At 67.4% G+C, this 17185-nt stretch carries 17 protein-coding genes; 5 read left to right on the top strand and 12 right to left on the bottom strand.

The features are described 5' to 3' along the window. Positions 1 to 67 precede the first annotated feature (67 nt). The 9 genes from ACP7AI_RS09500 to ACP7AI_RS09460 all read right to left on the bottom strand — a co-directional run bounded on the left by ACP7AI_RS09500 (position 68) and on the right by ACP7AI_RS09460 (position 8577). Positions 68 to 703 (bottom strand): CoA transferase subunit B, encoded by a 636-nt coding sequence (locus ACP7AI_RS09500; protein WP_426166694.1) that lies wholly within the window; start codon positions 701 to 703, stop codon positions 68 to 70. Between the two features lie 11 nt (positions 704 to 714). Next, a complete protein-coding gene (locus ACP7AI_RS09495) occupies positions 715 to 1605 on the bottom strand; it encodes an HAD family acid phosphatase (protein WP_426166692.1) in 891 nt (296 codons plus the stop codon). After that, positions 1602 to 2312 carry a CoA transferase subunit A gene (locus tag ACP7AI_RS09490; protein WP_426166690.1) on the bottom strand — a complete coding sequence of 237 codons (711 nt, stop codon included), beginning with the start codon at positions 2310 to 2312 and terminating at the stop codon, positions 1602 to 1604. The genes ACP7AI_RS09495 and ACP7AI_RS09490 overlap by 4 nt, the downstream gene beginning before the upstream one ends. A 91-nt stretch (positions 2313 to 2403) precedes the next feature. Then, the gene (locus tag ACP7AI_RS09485) at positions 2404 to 2958 is read right to left on the bottom strand and encodes an SRPBCC family protein (RefSeq protein WP_426166688.1); all 555 of its coding nucleotides are present in this window, start codon (positions 2956 to 2958) and stop codon (positions 2404 to 2406) included. Next, positions 2955 to 3566, bottom strand: coding sequence for a TetR/AcrR family transcriptional regulator (locus ACP7AI_RS09480; RefSeq protein ID WP_426166686.1), 612 nt, complete (start codon positions 3564 to 3566; stop codon positions 2955 to 2957). Before ACP7AI_RS09480 ends, ACP7AI_RS09485 begins: the two co-directional genes overlap by 4 nt. Before the next feature lie 147 nt (positions 3567 to 3713). Then, positions 3714 to 5210, bottom strand: a complete 1497-nt coding sequence (locus ACP7AI_RS09475; RefSeq protein WP_426166684.1) for a class I adenylate-forming enzyme family protein — start codon at positions 5208 to 5210, stop codon at positions 3714 to 3716. 672 nt (positions 5211 to 5882) lie between these two features. Continuing rightward, complete coding sequence (locus ACP7AI_RS09470) at positions 5883 to 6380, bottom strand: NUDIX hydrolase (protein WP_426166682.1); 498 nt, start codon at positions 6378 to 6380, stop codon at positions 5883 to 5885. Then, on the bottom strand, positions 6377 to 7573 hold the full coding sequence (locus ACP7AI_RS09465) for an acyl-CoA dehydrogenase family protein (protein WP_426166680.1): 1197 nt from the start codon (positions 7571 to 7573) through the stop codon (positions 6377 to 6379). The genes ACP7AI_RS09470 and ACP7AI_RS09465 overlap by 4 nt, the downstream gene beginning before the upstream one ends. Next, the gene (locus ACP7AI_RS09460) at positions 7570 to 8577 is read right to left on the bottom strand and encodes a phosphotransferase family protein (protein ID WP_426166678.1); all 1008 of its coding nucleotides are present in this window, start codon (positions 8575 to 8577) and stop codon (positions 7570 to 7572) included. Before ACP7AI_RS09460 ends, ACP7AI_RS09465 begins: the two co-directional genes overlap by 4 nt. A gap of 47 nt (positions 8578 to 8624) precedes the next feature. Between ACP7AI_RS09460 and ACP7AI_RS09455 the strand changes: the two genes are divergently transcribed. After that, positions 8625 to 9158, top strand: a complete 534-nt coding sequence (locus ACP7AI_RS09455; protein WP_426166676.1) for a GNAT family N-acetyltransferase — start codon at positions 8625 to 8627, stop codon at positions 9156 to 9158. Positions 9159 to 9167: 9 nt separating this feature from the next. Next, positions 9168 to 10214, top strand: coding sequence for a DUF4199 family protein (locus tag ACP7AI_RS09450; RefSeq protein WP_426166674.1), 1047 nt, complete (start codon positions 9168 to 9170; stop codon positions 10212 to 10214). A gap of 38 nt (positions 10215 to 10252) precedes the next feature. On the opposite strand, the gene ACP7AI_RS09445 is transcribed toward ACP7AI_RS09450, so the two are convergent. After that, the gene (locus ACP7AI_RS09445; protein ID WP_426166672.1) at positions 10253 to 10930 is read right to left on the bottom strand and encodes a Fe2+-dependent dioxygenase; all 678 of its coding nucleotides are present in this window, start codon (positions 10928 to 10930) and stop codon (positions 10253 to 10255) included. A gap of 54 nt (positions 10931 to 10984) precedes the next feature. Then, positions 10985 to 13216: a TonB-dependent receptor gene (locus ACP7AI_RS09440; RefSeq protein WP_426166670.1), complete on the bottom strand. Its 2232-nt coding sequence runs from the start codon at positions 13214 to 13216 to the stop codon at positions 10985 to 10987. Between the two features lie 339 nt (positions 13217 to 13555). Between ACP7AI_RS09440 and ACP7AI_RS09435 the strand changes: the two genes are divergently transcribed. Next, a complete protein-coding gene (locus ACP7AI_RS09435) occupies positions 13556 to 14242 on the top strand; it encodes a YopT-type cysteine protease domain-containing protein (RefSeq protein ID WP_426166668.1) in 687 nt (228 codons plus the stop codon). Between the two features lie 75 nt (positions 14243 to 14317). Here ACP7AI_RS09435 and acs read toward each other — a convergent pair whose 3' ends face one another. Then, positions 14318 to 16267 (bottom strand): acetate--CoA ligase, encoded by a 1950-nt coding sequence (acs, locus tag ACP7AI_RS09430; RefSeq protein WP_426166666.1) that lies wholly within the window; start codon positions 16265 to 16267, stop codon positions 14318 to 14320. Positions 16268 to 16367: 100 nt separating this feature from the next. Between acs and ACP7AI_RS09425 the strand changes: the two genes are divergently transcribed. After that, a complete protein-coding gene (locus ACP7AI_RS09425; RefSeq protein ID WP_426166665.1) occupies positions 16368 to 16661 on the top strand; it encodes a hypothetical protein in 294 nt (97 codons plus the stop codon). A gap of 67 nt (positions 16662 to 16728) precedes the next feature. Continuing rightward, complete coding sequence (locus ACP7AI_RS09420) at positions 16729 to 17160, top strand: nucleoside deaminase (protein ID WP_426166663.1); 432 nt, start codon at positions 16729 to 16731, stop codon at positions 17158 to 17160. Positions 17161 to 17185 lie beyond the last annotated feature (25 nt).

The raw sequence follows: 17185 nt of genomic DNA, 5'->3' as shown, positions 1-17185 counted from the left end.
GGTTCTGCCGCCCCGGCCCTCGCAGATTGCAACACCCTCGCGCCCCGGCGCGGGGGTGTTGTCGCGTTCAGGCGGTGAAATTGCCTTCGGTCTTGGCACGCAATTCGTCGAGCGTGACGCCCGGCGCCAGCTCGACGAGGCGGAACGCCTCGCCCCTGGCGGGTCGTTCGAGCACGCACAGGTCGCTGATGACCATGTCGACGACCTCCTTGCCGGTCAGCGGCAGGCTGCATTCATGCTTGAACTTGGCCTCGCCAGCCTTGGAGTTGTGCTCCATCAATACGATGATGCGCTTGACGCCGGCGACGAGATCCATGGCGCCGCCCATGCCCTTGACCATCTTGCCCGGGATCATCCAGTTGGCGAGATCGCCGTTTTCGGCGACTTCCATGGCGCCCAATATGCTGAGGTCGATGTGCCCGCCGCGGATCATCGCGAAGCTGTCGGCACTGCTGAAATAACTCGATCGGCGCAGCTCGGTGATGGTCTGCTTGCCGGCGTTGATCAGGTCGGCGTCGATCTCGTCCTCATAGGGAAACGGCCCCATGCCGAGCATGCCGTTTTCGGACTGCAGCGTGATGTCGATGCCGGGCGCGATATGGTTGGCGACCAGCGTCGGCATGCCGATGCCGAGGTTGACGTAGTAGCCGTCGTGCAGTTCGCGGGCGGCGCGGGCCGCCTGTTCGTCGCGATTCCAGGCCATCGATCAGTCCTTCACTTCGGTTGCCAGCGCAGCGCCGGCGGAATGGCAGTGTCCAGCGTCGCTTCCGGGGTGTTCCAGGCGCCATAGACGGGGTTGGGCAGCATGAACCAGCCCTGCCCCCACAGCGCGGCAAAGGCACCGTCGGCGGCGCCGCGGCGGTCGGGCAGGGGGCGTTTCGCACCGTCGATGAAGTCGGTGAAGTCCCCGGCCTGGTCGCCGACCATGGCGACGATGCAGTATGTCTCGGCCGCTTTCAGCCGGCGCGGCTGCTTGCTCGACCCCGGCGCCACGTCGCCGCGCAGGTACAGCGTGTCGAGCGGTGCGGCAGCACCGAGCCCGGCAACCGCCAGTGCCTCGGCCACGACGGCCTGGCGGGCGTTGGTGGCGTTGCTGATCCAGATCGGCGTGACGCCGAGCCGGCGCAGCGCGGCCATGGCGGCGACGGCACCGGGCACGGCGATGGGCCGGGCGGCCCGATCGTCGAGCCATTGCGCCCATTCGGCCTCGTCATAGGGGTGGCCGAGGGCGGCATGGTACTGCGCGCCGGTGTTGAGCAGCGCGGTTTCGTCGATGTCGAGCACGACCGCGGGCCGGGCGCGGGTGGCGGCGGTGCACGGCGCGCGCTGCGGCTGGCCGCTGGCATCGGTGCCGGTGACGAGGGCGCTCTCGAACGGCGCCGAACCCTGCAGGGCCGGCAGGCGCGCGGTGACATAGCCGGTCAGCGCCGCATAGGCCTGGTGGCCGAGCGCGACCGCTTCGGCGCTGCCATAGGTCCAGGTGGTGGCGTAGAGCGAGCCCTGTGACGGGGCCGGCGGCGTGGCAACGGCGACCGGCGCAGGCGACGTCGCGCAGCCGGCGAGCAGCAGCATGGTCGACAACAGGGCCGGCAGCCGCGGCGTCATGCCGGCTCGCGGACCCGTACGGTGCGCTGCTCGATACGTTTCTCATAGTCGGTGCCGACGATCAGCCGTTGCACGAAGATGCCGGGGGTGTGGACGTGATCAGGGTCGAGTTCACCGGGGCCGACCAGCTCTTCGACCTCGGCAATGGTGACCTTTCCGGCGGTGGCCATCATCGGATTGAAGTTCCGCGCGGTCTTCCGATAGACGAGATTGCCGTAGGGATCGGCCTTCCAGGCCTTCACCAGTGACACGTCGGCGACGAGTCCCGTCTCCATGATGTAGGTTTCGCCGGCGAAATCCTTGTGCTCCTTGCCTTCTGCAACGAGCGTGCCGACGCCGGTTTTCGTATAGAAACCCGGGATGCCGGCGCCGCCGGCGCGGATGCGTTCGGCGAGCGTGCCCTGCGGATTGAACTCCAGCAGCAGCTCGCCGGCGAGATATTGCCGCTCGAACTCCTTGTTCTCACCGACATAGGAGCTGATCATGCGGGCGATCTGGCGGGTGCCGAGCAGCACGCCAAGCCCGAAACCATCGACGCCGGCGTTGTTCGAGATGGCGGTGATGCCGGTGGTGCCGGTGTCCTTCAGCGCGGCGATCAGCTTTTCGGGGATCCCGCACAGGCCGAACCCGCCCGACATGATCGTCATGCCGTCGAAAACGACGTCGGCCAGCGCGGCTGCGGCATCGGGATAGAGCTTGTTCGGCATCGGTGGCGCCTGTCTTGTTGCAGGTGCCGGTTAGCGCAACTGCGCACGGCGTGCCAGCGGGAGTCGAGATTGTGGCGACGCGGGGCCCGTCTCAGCGACCGGCGGGGGCCCGCATCGCCTCGTAGACGCGTTTCATCTTCGCCAGCGACGCGGCATTGCCGCTCTGGAAGAAGCGATACAGCGTGTCGGACGCCGGATCAGGGCCCCAACCGGTCTGCGACAGGGTGACCTTGGTGCGGTTCGGGCCCAGCGGCTCATACTCCAGCACCGCGACGACCTGCTTGAACAGCTCTCGCCCCGGCAGGCCGGCGGGGGCATTGGTGTTCTGGAAGACGATCAGGCGGTTCGGCAGATAGGTGACGATGCGGTGGCGGATGTTGTCCGGGTCGCCGATGGCGTGCTTGTCGTCGTATGTGGCCTCGAGGCTGCCGCCGGTCTTGAGGTCGATGGCGGCGACGGGGGCACTCCAGCGCTGGAATTCGGTGGCGTCGGTGAAGGCTTTCCACAGCACCGGGACGGGCGCGTCGATGACGATCGACTGCTGCAGCGTGCGCGCGCCGTCGGGAGCGACGAAACTGGTGTCGCTGACGGCCGGATTCGGGGCCGGATTTGCGGCAGCGAGCAGCAGCGCGATGAGCGGGATCATGGCGTTTTCCCCGGCGCTGCCGCCTGCAACCGGCCGAAATAATCGCGCAGCGCGGCGACTCCGGCGTCGAAACTGTCGAGACTGCGGTGGGTGCGCGCCTGCATGACGCCGCCTTCCATGACGCTCAGCACCAGTTGCGCCAGCGCCCGGCGGTCGACATCGGCGGGCAAACGGGGGCCGGCGGCGTCGAGACAGGCCTCCACGGCGAGCACCCAGGCGTCGAAATTGGCCGCCAGCAGTTCGCGCACCGCCGGATCGGGCTCGTGGATTTCCAGCGCCAGGCTGCCGATCGGGCAGCCATAGGTGCAATCGGTGATCTGCAGCAGCCCGCGATAATGGCCGAGCAGCGCGAAGACACGCTCGATCGGATCGGTGACGCCGTCCCAGGCGGGCGCCAGCAGCATCGGCGCGATGCCCTCGTGGTAGCGCTGGAGGACGGCGATCAGCACGTCCTGCTTGGTCGGAAAGGCGTGGTAGAGGCTGCCGCTGTTGGCGTCTGCGGCGCGCAGGATGTCGGCGACGCTGGTGGAGCCGTAACCCTTCTCGCTGAACAGCTTCATGGCGGCGTGGACGATGCGGTCGGGGGTGTTGGGAATGGGGGCTGACATGGGATTTTCGGTGCGATTTCTCTTGAGTGAGCGATCAAGTATTTCGCGACTTGAATGATCAGTCAAGAGATCTGCTGGGCGGGGTTCTTTCTGCTCCCTCCCCCCATGCTAGCGAAGCGAACATAGGGTGGGGAGGGAGCAGAGAGGTCAGTCCACCCGCCCCGCGAACCCATCGCGCAGTTCGCGCTTGAGCACCTTGCCGATGTGGCTGCGCGGCAGCTCGTCGATGAGGACCAGGTCGGCGAGGCGCTGGGTCTTGCCGAGACCGGCGTTGGCGGCGGCCTTCAGCGCTGCGGCATCGACGCCCGGCGCGACCACGAATGCGACCGGCGTTTCGCCCCAGCGGTCCGACGCGACGCCAACGACGGCGGCTTCGCGCACGCCGGGCAGGCCGAGCAGCACCGCCTCGATATCACTCGGGTAGATGTTGAAGCCGCCCGAGATGATCATGTCCTTGGCGCGGTCCATCAGGGTCAGGAATCCGTCCTCGTCGATGCGGCCGATGTCGCCGGTGCGCAGCCATTTCGAGCCGTCGGGCGCGGTCCAGTACGCCTTGTCGGTCAGGTCCGGCCGGTTGCGATAGCCGTTCATCGTGGCGGGCGACTGGCCGACGATTTCGCCTGGCGTTCCCGGCGGCACGTCGTTGCCGTCCTCATCGATGATGCGCACGGCATGGCCGTCGTTGGGGCGGCCGACGGTGTGCAGCTTGTCGGGGAATTCATGGGCGACGAGCATGAAGCCGACGCCGCCTTCGGTCATGCCGTAGAATTCGATGAGGCCGCCGGGCATGCGGCGCAGCACCTCGGCCTTCAATTCGCCGGGGAACGGTGCCGAGGTGCAGAACTTCATCACGAACGACAGGCTGTGGTCGTCGAAGGCCGGTTCGGCGAGGACGCGGCGGTACTGGACGGGGACCAGCATCGTGTGGGTGGCGGCGTGGGTTTCGGCCAGGCGCAGCCAGTCGCCGGCGTGGAATTTTGGCTGCAGCACGACGGTGCCCCCCCAGGCGAGGGTGGGGATGAAGCTGACCAGCGTGGTATTGGAATAAAGCGGCGTCGAGAGCAGCGTGACGCTGTCGCCGCTGTAGCCGAGCGCCTTGCCGCCGGTGATGTGGCGGGCGCGCATGTCGGCGGACTGGACGATGCCCTTGGGGGTCCCCGTCGTGCCGGACGAATAGATGATGTTGAAGGCGGATCCGGGGTCGAGCGGCGGCAGCGGCGGGGCGATGGTGCCATGGTCGATCCAGGCGTCGAGATTGTCGAGGTCGACCAGCGTCTGGCCGGTAAGCACATCGGCGAAGGCGGCGCGGTTGGCGGCATCGACAAACACCAGCCGGGTGCCTGAATCGGCGACCATCGCGGCGATCTGCGCGGGCGTGGAGCTCGGCGCCATCGGCGCGACGGTGGCGCGCAGGCGCAGGATCGCCTGCCACATGACGGCGTAATCGACCGACGAGGCAGCGATGATGGCGACGGCATCGCCGGGTCGGGTGCCGTGGGCGTGGAGCGTGGCGGCGGCGGCTTCGGCGCGGGCGACGAAGTCCCGGTAGCTGAGCCGGTGGTCGCCGCAGATGACGGCGGTGTGATCGGGGCGAGTCGCTGCGTGGTCGAGAATGGCGGCGGGGAAATCGAAGATGCTCGTCATGCGGTGACGGTGGCGTGGGGAAGGCGTGCTGTCTACCTCCCCCTCGAGGGGGGAGGCGACTCGCGCGTCAGCGCGGCGGGTGGGGGTGGTGCTTGCGTGGCCGCAATGATCATGATCGCGACGGCTCAGGCGGTCTGGGCAACTAGATTGCTAGGACGACTGCCGCTCGTTAGCATCGACCCGTGGGAAAAATGCTGTTCTTGTTTCAAGCGGGCCTTATGGCAGTTCTTCCGTTCTATAGAACAGTCTTACCGAACTTCTCATGGCCGCCGGCTATAGAATACAGTCATTTCGAGCAAGGCTCCCGCACCTCGGGCTCGCAGATCGAAAACAAAAATCCGCGATACCTACGAATAAAGCACATTTTGTCTGACGGAAAGCGCGACTGGAAATATGACATAAATACGTACGTGCCCGTCAACTATTATCGTGTTGGCGAGGTGTCGATAAACTGCTCGCCCGCCTTTATCGTGGTGAGCATTCCCTACGACAACGAGTGGTATATGCAATTTTCGCGGCCTAATCGTATGCACATCTGCTGACACTAAATCGTACGTGCACTTATCATTGGCCGTACCAGTGGTTCGCGTGCCGGGCGCGTCAGACCGCCCCCACCCGCCGCGCTGGCGCGCGAGTCACCTCCCCCGTCTAGGGGAGGGATTAAGCCAGGCCCTAAATCAGGCCCAGTGCTGCCACCAGCCGGCAGTCGATGATGCGGCCGGCGGCGCGTTGTTCGCCGAGGAAATCCGCCAGCCCGGCCAGCGCCACGACGTGGACGACGATGTTCTCCCCATCCACCCCGCCGCCCGGGCCGGTGCGGGTCAGGCCGGTGGCCTTGTAGAGCTGGAAGGTCTCGCTCGACATGCCGGGGGAGGTCGCGAACAGGCCGATGTCCTGCCAGTGCTTCGCCTCGAAGCCGGTTTCCTCGGCCAGTTCGCGGGCCGCGGTCGTGGTCGCATCGTCATTGTCGGCGGTGTCGCCGATGAGGCCGGCGGGCAGTTCGATGGTGCGGGCATCCAGCGGGACGCGGTGCTGTTCGACCAGCACGATCTCGGCATCATCGGTCAGCGCCAGGATGACGGCCGCCCCCATGTTGCCGATGCGCGACGCATATTCCCAGGTCCCGGACTTGTGGGCTTCCAGATACTTGCCGCGCCATTCCACCGTCATGTTGCGCTCGCGAACGCCGTCCCGGTGCGCAGCAATTGCGTTGCGATGGCGAATTTGTGGACTTCGGTCGGGCCGTCGTAGAGGCGGAAACCGCGCATGTCGCGGAAGATCATTTCGACCACCGTTTCGCCCGTCACGCCGATGCCGCCCAGGATCTGCACGCAACGGTCGGCGACCTTGAATAGTTCTTCCGACACGAAGGATTTGACGATGCTCGATTCGTGGCGGGCGCGGGTGTCGTTGTCGAGCATCCAGGCGACCTGGCGGATGGCGAGCCGGCACTGGTGCATGGCGATTTCATTGTCGGCGAGCATGAAATTGACGCCCTGGTGCTCGACCAGCGGCTTGCCGAAGGCGGTGCGGACGCGGGCGTGTTCGAGCGCTATATGCTGCACGCGGGCGGCGGCGCCGAGCCAGCGCATGCAGTGCGTCAGCCGCGCCGGCGCCAGCCGCATCTGGGCATAGCGCAGCGCGCTGCCGACCTCCCCCAGTACCTGCGTCGGGCCGAGCCGCAAGCCTTCGAAGCGCACCACGGCGTGGCCCTCGACATAGTTGCGGTCCATCGAGTCCATCACGCGCTCGATATGGATGCCTGGCGTGTCGCCCTCGCACAGGAACAGCGTCGGCCCCGATGGCCCGTGCGGATTTTCCGGCACGCGGGCCATGATGATCCAGGTCTTGGCGCCGTTCGCCCCGGTGATCAGCCATTTGAGGCCGGAGATTTCATAGTCGTTGCCGTTGAACACCGCGGTCGTCTGCAGTTGCGAGGGGTCGCTGCCGGCGCCGCCGGGCTCGGTCATCGCGAACACCGAACGCCGATCCCCGGCGACCATGGGCCTGAGGAATTGCTCCACCTGGTCAGGCCGGGCGATGCGGCCGAGCAGGTACATGTTGCCTTCGTCGGGTGCGGCGCAGTTCATCGCGATCGGGCCGAGGGTCGACCAGCCCGCCGCCTCGAACACCACGGCCTGGGTGGCGTGGTCGAAGCCCATGCCGCCCAATTCCACCGGCGCCTGCGGGGTCAGCAAGCCTTCCGCCTTGGCCAGCGCCACCAGCTCGTCGCGCAGGGCGTCGGTCGGGCCGTGCTGGGTCAGGCGCGGGTCCTTTTCGAACGGAATGACCTTGTCGATGACGAATTGCCGGACGCGCTGCGCCAGCGCGACGGTGGCCGGCGGGAAGGAGAAATCGGTCATGCGCAGTCCTTTGCGAGTTCGGCGGCGGCCTGGTCGAGAATCGCCAGTGCCAGCGTTGCGAACCCGGCATAGCGGTCCCCCGCCATCTCGCCCCGCTGCCATTTGCGATAGAGTTGCATCCAGGCGACCGCCAGCCGCAGCCGGGCGAGCGCCAGCGGCCAGCCGAGCGGACCGGGGTCGGCGCCACCGAGCGCGCGATAGCGTGCCGCGATTTCGGCGCGGCCGGGCCAGCCGGGGGTGAGCGAGGGCACGGCGTTCAGCGCGTGGACCGCGGCCGGGTCACCCGGTTCGATCCAGTAGGACAGCAGCACGGCGAGGTCGAAGCCGCGCGGGCCACGCGTGGCCATGTCCCAGTCGATCAGCGCGCGCGGCGCCATGGTGGCGGGGTCGACGAGCAGGTTGTCGGGCTTCAGGTCCATGTGGAGCAGCACGGGGGTGCCGCCGTCGGGGGGCGGCGTGCCTTCAAGCGCGGCGAGCAGCACGGCGGCGGGCGCGGGCAGGCCGCCGGGCCAGACCGCGGCGGCGCGCTTGGCCCAGCCCGCCAGTTGCCGCGGGTAGAAGCCTTCGGGCCGGCCGAGGTCGCCGAGGCCGATGGCGGCGGGGTCGAGCGCATGCAGCGCGATCATCTGGCCGAGCGTCGCATCCACAAGCCGGGCGTCGGCACCGGCGGGCAGCGTCCCGCCGATAGCCACCCCGGCGCGATATTCGAGCACCAGGAACGGCGTGCCGAGCACATCGGCGTCATCGCAAAAGGCCAGCGCCCGCGGCACGATGGCGAAATGCGGCGTTAGCGCCGACAGCACCCGCCATTCGCGCGCCATGTCGCTCGCCCCCGCCGCCAGCACGCCCGGCGGCGGCCGGCGGAGCACGGCGGGGCCGGTGGCGAGCTCGATGCGGTCGTTGCGATTGGCGATGCCGCCCGACAGCGGGGCGAAGTCGCTGCCCGGGGCCAGCGCCAGGCCATGCGGGCGCAGCCAGCGGTCGAGGATTTCGGGTTCCGTCATCCCGGCCGGGCTAGCACGGCGGCAGCGTCGCTTCTATGCCTTGCGGGATGAGCGAGACCGTCACCAGCGACCGGTTGATCCTGGCACCACATGGTGTCGCCGATTTCGACGAAATGGCGGCGCTATGGGGCGATGCGCGGGTGACGCCGTTCCTCGGCGGCGCGCCGCATAGCCGCGAGGACAGCTGGGCGCGGCTGCTGCGCTATGCCGGCAGTTGGGCGCTGCTCGGCTTTGGCTTCTGGTGCGTGCGCCGGCGCGATACGGGGGAGTTCATCGGGGATATCGGCTATCTCGATGCCAAGCGCACCGGGGTGGCAGGGTTCGGCGGCGATCCCGAAATCGGCTGGAGCCTGACGATCGCGGCGCAGGGCCAGGGGTTCGCGACCGAGGCGGTGCAGGCGGCGCTGGGCTGGGGTGCCGGGCGGTTCGCGCGGACCGTGGCGATGATCGACCCGCGCAATGTCGCGTCTGAGGCGGTGGCGGCGCGCTGCGGCTTCGCCTGCTTTGCCGACGCGGTCTACAAGGAGACGCCGACGCGGCTGTGGGAATATCGCTTTCTCGCCACGCGCGATCATGTTTGATTTGGCCCCGTGCTGAAATGGGTCGTCATCTATGCCGGCGTGATCGCCGGCGGGGCGCTGGGGCTGCAGGCGCTGGAATATCGGCGGCTGGTCCGCGCCGATGCCGGCGCCTGGCCGCAGCTGCTGGTGGCGGTGGCGTTCCTCGCGCTCGGGCTGTTCGCCGGCGCGCGGCTGTTCGGCCGTCACCCGGCCCCCGACCCCGGCAACCCGCCGGCGCAGGCGGCGCTCGGCATCAGCGCCCGCGAATTGGATGTGCTGCGCGAGATCGCGGCCGGGCGATCGAACAAGGAGATTGCCGGGCGGCTGGCGATCGCGCCGAACACGGTGAAGACGCATCTGGCGCATCTGTATGACAAGCTCGGCGCCCGGCGGCGGACCGAGGCCATCGCCCGCGCGCGCGAACTGGGATGCTGCCCTAGTTTTTCGTACCAATGTGCCGAAATCACCCTTTCGGGCGATTGCCGCCGGCCCGGCTGCCTGTCTTGGTCATGGGTGTTCATCGCTGCGAAAGGGGCATCCATGCTGCGCAACATCCTGGTCTTCGGCGTCATCGCCGGCATTCTCGTCGCCGTCCCGACCTATTTCATCGGCGTCGCCACGTCGGACGGGCCGCCGCCCGCCTATGGCATGCTGGTCGGCTATACGGCGATGCTGGTGGCGCTCAGCCTCGTCTTCGTCGGTATCAAGCGGCAGCGTGACCTGGCCGGCGGCGGGGTCATCGGCTTCTGGCCGGCGCTGGGCATGGGGCTGGCGATCAGCGCGGTCGCCAGCATCCTCTATGCGCTCAGCTGGGAGGCGGTGCTGGCGGCCACCGGCGTCGATTTCGGCGCGCAATATGCCGAGGCGCTGGTGGCGGCGGAAAAGGCCAAGGGGGTGAGCGGTGCGGAGCTGGCGCGCTATGTTGCCGAGATGGAGACGTTCAAGACGAATTACGCCGATCCGCTGTACCGGCTGCCGACGACGCTGACCGAGATCTTTCCGGTCGGGGTGCTGGTGTCGCTGGTGTCGGCGGGCTTGTTGCGGAACCCGCGGTTCATGGCGGCGCGGCGGGAGTAAAGCCTGGGCCCCGGCCTACGCCGGGGTGACAGTCTTTTTCAGGTCTCCGCCCAGCGGCGGATGAGGTTGTGGTAGAGGCCGGACAGGGTGACGACTTCGGGGTGATCGACACCGAGCGTGGCGGCCAGCGCCTGGATCGACTGGTCGAGGTCGAAGAGCATGGTGCGGGCGGCATCGTCGCGGATCATCGACTGGACCCAGAAGAAGCTTGCCAGCCTGGTGCCGCGGGTCACCGGTTCGACGCGGTGCAGCGATGAGGCGGGGTAGAGCACGAGGTCGCCGGCGGGCAGCTTGACGCCTTGCGCGCCGAAGGGCGTCTCGATCATCAGTTCGCCGCCGTCGTAGCTCTCGGGATCGGCGAGGAACAGCGTTGCCGACAGGTCGGTGCGGATCTTGACGCCCGCGACGGGGCGGATGGCATTGTCGACATGGGTGCCGAAATGCTGGCCGCCGTTGTAGCGATTGAACAGCGGCGGCACGGTGCGGTGGGGCAGCGCCGCCGCCACGAACAGCGGCGCGGCGCCCAGCGCATCGAGGATGCGGTTGCCCCAGTCGCGCGCGACGGGATTGTCGCGCGCCAGCTGGTCGTTGTGCTTGACGAGGCCCGACTGCGCCCCGGCGGTGACGCGGCCGTCGCCCCAGTCGGTGCCGAGCAGCGCCGCGCGGGCCTCGGCGACCTGGGCAGGCGACAGCACGGCAGGAACATGGATCAGCATGCAGAACCCTAGATCGACAGGGGTCCGGGGCCAAGGCCCCGGCCGCCGGCGACCTTACAAGGCGTAGCGCAGCGTCAGCAACGCCGACCGCCCCGGCGCGACATAGGCGAACGGCGTGCCGCTGCGGTAAATCGCGTCGTAATAGGTCTTGTTGGTCAGGTTGAGAACGTTGAGCTGGAGCTCGGCCTTGCCCGACAGCTTGACCCGCGCGGTGGCGTCGAAGCGCCAATAGGCGGGCAGCGTGGCGCTGCCGGCGATGGCCGCGCCGCCGAAGCGTTCGGAGTTGTAGTTGGCCTGGCCGCCGATGGTAAGTGCATCGAACACCCGCCAGGTCGCCAGCATGGCGAGGCTGTGCTTGGGAATGTTGGGGAACACGCCGCCGGCCTGGGGCGGGCTGACGGTCGGCCGCACCTTGGCATCGAGATAGGTATAGCCGCCGAACAGGCTGAGGCGCGGGGTGAGGTTGCCCTGGGCGCCGACTTCGAAGCCGGTGACGCGCTGGTTGCCGGCGAGGACCTGGAGGCCGGTCAGCGGATCGGTCAGCCGGGCGTTGGTCTTGTCGGTGCGGAAGACGGCGGCGGTCAGCAGCAGGTGGCCGCCCTCACCGGCCTGGTACTTCACGCCGGCTTCATAGCTGCGGTTGCGTTCGGGATCGAGGTTGGCGGTCTGCGGCCCGAGGCCGCCATAGCTGATGCCGCTGCCGTCGCTCTGTTCACCGCTGGGGTTCGACGAGGTGGCGGCGGAGACATAGAGGCTGAGCGGCGCCACGGGTTTCCAGACGAGGCCGGCATTCCAGTTGAGGAAGTCGCTGTCGTTCCTGAGGTCGGTGCGGGCGCCGGCGGCGGTGAACGACGTGCTGCGGACGGTATAGTCGTCATAGCGCAGGCCGCCCGACAGCTTCAGCGTGTCGCCGATGTCGATGGTGTCGAGGATATAGACCGCCTTGGTCGAGATCTCGGTATCGGTGCGGGCGCCCGACAAGGTGGGGAACTGGGTGAACGGAATGTTCGGATTGGGGTTGAAGATCGGCTGCAGGATGATCTGCGCCGGCACGATGATGGCGCCGACGGTTTCGGAGCTGGCAAAGGCGAAGGGCTTGTTGCTGATCGCCTCACGCGTGAGTTCGGTGCCGACGACGAGCGTGTGGTGGAGGCCGCCGGTATCGAAATCCATCGTCAGGTCGTTTACATTGGCCCAGGTCTGGCTGGTGGCGTTGCGGTTCTTGGGGTTGGCGCGCACCGTCCATTGCGCCGGATCGGGGTTGGTGATCACCGGGCCTTCGGGAGCGGAGGCGATATAGCTGTTGAGGTTGCTGCCATAGCGCAGGCGCGACGACAGCTTGATGTTGTCGCTGGCGCGCCAGACCAGCCGGCCGGTGCCGATATCGGCGCGGCCCTTGAGGAAATCGCGGCCGAGGACACCGTAGAAATTGCCGCGCGGCACGTCGAACGGCCGCTGGCTGCGCGCATCGAAGGGCACGCCCCAATCGGCCATGCCCTCCGTGCTCAGGTGGTAATAGTCGAGATTGATGTCGAGGTTGGCGGTCGGCTGCACCGCCAGCGACGCGGCGACGCCCCAGCGCCGGCTCCAGACATAGTCGCGGCCGGCGACATCGGCATCGTGCCACAGGCCGTTGATGCGCACCTGGACGTTGTCCGCCAGCTTGCGGTTGATGTCGGCGGTGAAGCGGCGCGTGGCATCGGTCCCGCCAGTGGCCTCGAACTTCGCCAGGTTGGCGGGCAGCGGCGACTTGGAGATCAGGCTGACGGCGCCGCCGGTGGTGCCGCGGCCGCCGAAGGTCGACGACGGACCCTTGACGATCTCGATCTGTTCGACGGCGAAGACTTCGCGGCTGGTGACGCCGGGGTCGCGCAGCCCGTCGATATAGACGTCGTTGCGGGCATCGAAGCCGCGGATGAAGATGCGATCGCCAAAGGCATTGCCACCTTCGCCGGTGCCGAGCGTGATGCCGGGCTGGGTGCGGACGAGATCGCGAAACGATTGCGCGCCGAGGTCCTGGATGACCTGCTGCGGGATGACGGTGATCGACTTGGGCGTGTCGGCGAGCGGCTCGGTGAACCTGGTCGAGGCCGAGCGGTCGACCTTGTAGGGGGCGGCGGGGTCGACATAGGGGTTCACCGGCACGCGTTCGCCGTTGACGATGATGGTCTGGTCGGCGGCAGCGGCATCGTCGGCGGCGAGGGCCACGCCGGGGGCGTACAGCGCCGACACGGTGGCGACGGCGCGCAGCGAGTGGCGCAGCGAGACTGGCATGGTGATGGACATCGAGACCCCGGTTTCAACTCTGTGAGACCCACGGGCTAGTGCGAGTCATTCTCATTTGCAACGGTATTGCGAACACCTCGCAAAAAATGTCGGACGCTGGCTGGCGCCGGTGCGTGCCCGCTAGCCGGCGCGCCGATGTTTCGGGCCTCGCGTCGGGGTCGGACAAGGACGTGGGTGACTGGCAGGTCGAGCAGTTCAAAGGTCGCCGCGTCTTGCGCCGATCGCCAGTGTCGCGGTTTTGTCGGTCTTGTTATTTCCGTTGTTCGATGAGATGCTGCAACGATCGATGTCGCAAGATCAACAGGTCGCGACCGGGCAGCCGCAAGGGGGACACGTCACATGTCGAAAGCATCGGATCTGGCATATCTTGCCGAAAGTCTTGGCGGCAGCTTCAAATATTTCAGCCAGAGCCTCGGCGGCATCAAGGGCGCCCGGACCAGCGGCGGCTATACCAGCGACAAGCAGAACCTGCCGGGCAATGTGACCGACCTTTATGTCGGCGGCACCTGCCACACCATGTCGCTTTACTGGATCATCGGAAACAAGTGCGGTCTCGGCGAAAAGAAGACCGATTTCATCAGCTGGGTGCTGCCGGCCGGCCCCAAGGGCGCACCGAACATGGGCGCCGTCAATGTGCTGGTCGCCAAGACCGCGATGTACAAGGCAGCCGGTCCCAAGGCGGCGACCCTGGGAATCAAGAGCGATCCGAATTTCGATGCGAGCTTTTTCTCGCGCTACGGCCTCATCAACGACAGTGAATACAGCGACGGCGCCGATGCGGTGAAGGCAGCGATCAGCAAGTCACGTCACCGGTATTTCATGGTCAGCTATGGCCGGGACGAGAGCGGTCATGGCTGCGCCGCCATGTCCTCGACCATGGGCGACTTTTCCTATTTCGATCCGAATTATGGCGAGGCGACGGTGCCGATCGGTGCCTGCATGCGCATCTGGTTCGACGAATATCTCAAGATTTCCGGCTACAAGGACAAATACGCCAACAAATCGTGCCTCGCCTATCGATACTGAGGCGTACCGGCAGTGCCGGACCGGTTGCGCCTCGAGCTGTCGAGGCCGGAGCTGACATCGAGGAAGAAACCGGAATCAACGGTTCAGCCGGCCCTCCACCAGTGCATCGACCACCGAAGGGTCGGCCAGCGTCGAGGTGTCGCCCAGATTGGCATGGTCGTTCTCGGCGATCTTGCGCAGGATCCGCCGCATGATCTTGCCGCTGCGCGTCTTGGGCAGCGCCGGCGTCAGGTGCAGGTGATCGGGGATGGCGATGGCGCCGATATGTTCGCGCACGCAGAACTTCAGCTCGGTGAGCAGCTTGTCGCTGGTCTCCACCCCGGCGTTGAGCGTCACATAGGCATAGATGCCCTGCCCCTTGATGTCGTGGGGGTAACCGACGACCGCGGCCTCGGCGACATCGGGATGGGCGACCAGTGCGCTCTCGACCTCGGCGGTGCCCATCCGGTGCCCCGACACGTTGATGACGTCGTCGACGCGGCCGGTGATCCACCAATAGCCGTCCTCATCCTGGCGGGCGCCGTCGCCGGTGAAATACTTGCCCTTGTAGGTGGTGAAATAGGTCTGGGTGAAGCGGTCGTGATCGCCATAGACGGTGCGCGCCTGCCCGGGCCATGACCGCAGCAGCACCAGGTTGCCGCTGATCGCCTCCCCCTCCGCCCGCGTGATGACGGCGCCCTCGGCATCGACCAGCGCCGGCTCGATGCCATAGAAGGGCAGCGTCGCCGACCCGGGCTTCAGCGGGGTCGCGCCGGGCAGCGGGGTGATCAGCGCGCCGCCGGTCTCCGTCTGCCACCAGGTGTCGACGATCGGCAGCGCGCCCTTGCCGACGACGCGATGATACCAGTTCCACGCCTCCGGGTTGATCGGCTCCCCCACCGTCCCCAGCAGGCGCAGCGACGACAGGTCGTGCTTTTCGACGGGCGCATCGCCGTCGCGCATCACCGCCCGCAGCGCCGTGGGGGCGGTGTAGAAGATGTTGACCTTGTGCTTGGCGATCACCTGCCAGAAGCGGTCGGTGGCGGGAAAGCTCGGGATGCCCTCGAACATCAGCACGGTGGCGCCGGCGCTCAATGGCCCATAGACGATATAGCTGTGCCCGGTGACCCAGCCGACATCGGCGGTGCACCAGAACAGCTCCCCGGGGCGGTAGTCGAACACGGTCTCGAACGTCAGGTTCGCCCACAGCAGATAGCCGCCTGTGGTGTGCAGCACGCCCTTGGGCTTGCCGGTGGAGCCGCTGGTGTAAAGGATGAACAGCGGGTCCTCCGCCCCCATCGGCTCGGGGGTGCAGGTCGTCGGCACCTGGTCGCGGACGTCGTGCCACCAATGGTCGCGATCAGGGTGCATGGTGACCTTGCCGCCGGTGTGGCGGACGACCAGCACCGCCTCCACGCCGCCTTCGCCCTCGCCGATGATGTCGATCGCCTTGTCGACCGCACCCTTCAGCGGGAACACCCGCCCGCCGCGCCGGCCCTCGTCGGCGGTGATGACGAAGCGGCTTTCGGCGTCCTGCAGCCGGCCGGCGATGGCATCGGGGGAAAAGCCGCCGAAGACCACCGAATGCACGGCGCCGATCCGGGCGCAGGCGAGCATCGCCACCGCCGCCTCCGGGATCATCGGCATGTAGATGGTGACGCGGTCGCCCTTGTCGACGCCCAGCGCCACCAGCGCATTGGCCATGCGGCAGGTTTCTTCCAGCAGCTCGCCATAGGTCACCGTCCGGCCCGGCGTCGCCGGGTCGTCGGCCTCCCAGACGATCGCGGTGCGGTCGGCCGGGTGGCGGTCGAGGCAGTTGGCGGAGGCGTTGAGCACGCCATCCTCGAACCAGCGGATGCGCACCGGGTCCCAGCGCCAGTTGCCCATGATCGTCGGCGGGGTCAGCCAGTCGAGCCGGCCGATCTCGCCGCGCCAGAAGGCATCGGGGTGCGCCAGGCTTTCGGCATGGCGCGCCTGGTACTGCGCCATGGTGGTCAGCGTGTTGGCGGCGGCGGTTTCGGGCACGGGATGGATGGTATCGGACATGGCACTCCCCGGCCCATCGATACGCGAGCCTTTGGTCAGCCTAGCAGGCCCGGAACTTTCCGCGAAACCCCCGCGTTGTTACGGCAACGGAGGAATTAATATGTCTGATATCGAAACGACTCGTGACGGCCGCGTGATCGAACGTCGGCGTGGGGGCGGCGGCTGGCTCGTCGCGCTGCTGATCATCGTGGCGCTGGTCGTCGCCGCCTTTGCCTTTGGCCTCATCAACATCGACCAAACGAAGGGCGCCAAGCTGCCCGAGATCAGCGTGAAGACAGAAGGCGGCCAGGCGCCGACCTTCGATGTCGACACCGCCAAGGTCAATGTCGGCGAGAAGGAAGAGACCATCACGGTCCCGACGCTCAGCGTCGATAAGGCCGACAAGAAGGACTAGTCCTTCCCGGCGCCGTCGCCTTCGCCTATGCGCGGAGGTGATGCCGCCCTTTCCAGCCTCGACCCTGATGTCGCGTGCGCTTGCCGAAGCGCGCGCGGCATCGGCGCGTGGGGAGGTGCCGGTCGGCGCGGTGATCAGCGGGCCCGATGGCGTCATCATCGCCACCGCCGGCAACCGCACGCTGGAGCTGAACGACGCCGGCGCCCATGCCGAGATGCTGGCGATCCGCGCAGCCGGCGCGGCACTCGGCAGCCCCAGGCTGACCGGCTGCACCCTCCATGTCACGCTGGAACCCTGCCCGATGTGCGCGTCGGCCATTTCCCAGGCGCGTATCGCGACGCTCGTCTATGGCGCGTCGGACCCCAAGTCCGGCGGCATCGAGCAAGGCCCGCGCGTGTTCAGCCATCCGCAGAGCCACCATGTCCCGCAGGTGATCGCCGGCGTGGGGGAGGCGGAGGCGGCGGGGCTGTTGCGCGCCTTCTTTGCAGCCAGGCGCTGACGCCCCTCTCCCGCCTGCGGGAGAG

It is taken from the genome of Sandarakinorhabdus sp. DWP1-3-1, from assembly GCF_049896705.1.
In the GTDB taxonomy this organism is placed as follows: Bacteria; Pseudomonadota; Alphaproteobacteria; order Sphingomonadales; family Sphingomonadaceae; genus Sandarakinorhabdus.
The sequence above is the reverse complement of the archived record's forward strand: the minus strand, read 5'-3'. Positions and strand labels throughout refer to the sequence as shown.

Coding starts and splice junctions, on each gene's coding strand:
- ACP7AI_RS09455 (WP_426166676.1), top strand. CDS start 8,625: ATGAGCGAGACCGTCACCAGCGACCGGTTGATCCTGGCACCACATGGT.
- ACP7AI_RS09490 (WP_426166690.1), bottom strand. CDS start 2,312: ATGCCGAACAAGCTCTATCCCGATGCCGCAGCCGCGCTGGCCGACGTC.
- acs (WP_426166666.1), bottom strand. CDS start 16,267: ATGTCCGATACCATCCATCCCGTGCCCGAAACCGCCGCCGCCAACACG.
- ACP7AI_RS09445 (WP_426166672.1), bottom strand. CDS start 10,930: ATGCTGATCCATGTTCCTGCCGTGCTGTCGCCTGCCCAGGTCGCCGAG.
- ACP7AI_RS09495 (WP_426166692.1), bottom strand. CDS start 1,605: ATGACGCCGCGGCTGCCGGCCCTGTTGTCGACCATGCTGCTGCTCGCC.
- ACP7AI_RS09465 (WP_426166680.1), bottom strand. CDS start 7,573: ATGACCGATTTCTCCTTCCCGCCGGCCACCGTCGCGCTGGCGCAGCGC.
- ACP7AI_RS09475 (WP_426166684.1), bottom strand. CDS start 5,210: ATGACGAGCATCTTCGATTTCCCCGCCGCCATTCTCGACCACGCAGCG.
- ACP7AI_RS09425 (WP_426166665.1), top strand. CDS start 16,368: ATGTCTGATATCGAAACGACTCGTGACGGCCGCGTGATCGAACGTCGG.
- ACP7AI_RS09420 (WP_426166663.1), top strand. CDS start 16,729: ATGTCGCGTGCGCTTGCCGAAGCGCGCGCGGCATCGGCGCGTGGGGAG.
- ACP7AI_RS09480 (WP_426166686.1), bottom strand. CDS start 3,566: ATGTCAGCCCCCATTCCCAACACCCCCGACCGCATCGTCCACGCCGCC.
- ACP7AI_RS09485 (WP_426166688.1), bottom strand. CDS start 2,958: ATGATCCCGCTCATCGCGCTGCTGCTCGCTGCCGCAAATCCGGCCCCG.
- ACP7AI_RS09440 (WP_426166670.1), bottom strand. CDS start 13,216: ATGTCCATCACCATGCCAGTCTCGCTGCGCCACTCGCTGCGCGCCGTC.
- ACP7AI_RS09500 (WP_426166694.1), bottom strand. CDS start 703: ATGGCCTGGAATCGCGACGAACAGGCGGCCCGCGCCGCCCGCGAACTG.
- ACP7AI_RS09435 (WP_426166668.1), top strand. CDS start 13,556: ATGTCGAAAGCATCGGATCTGGCATATCTTGCCGAAAGTCTTGGCGGC.
- ACP7AI_RS09460 (WP_426166678.1), bottom strand. CDS start 8,577: ATGACGGAACCCGAAATCCTCGACCGCTGGCTGCGCCCGCATGGCCTG.
- ACP7AI_RS09470 (WP_426166682.1), bottom strand. CDS start 6,380: ATGACGGTGGAATGGCGCGGCAAGTATCTGGAAGCCCACAAGTCCGGG.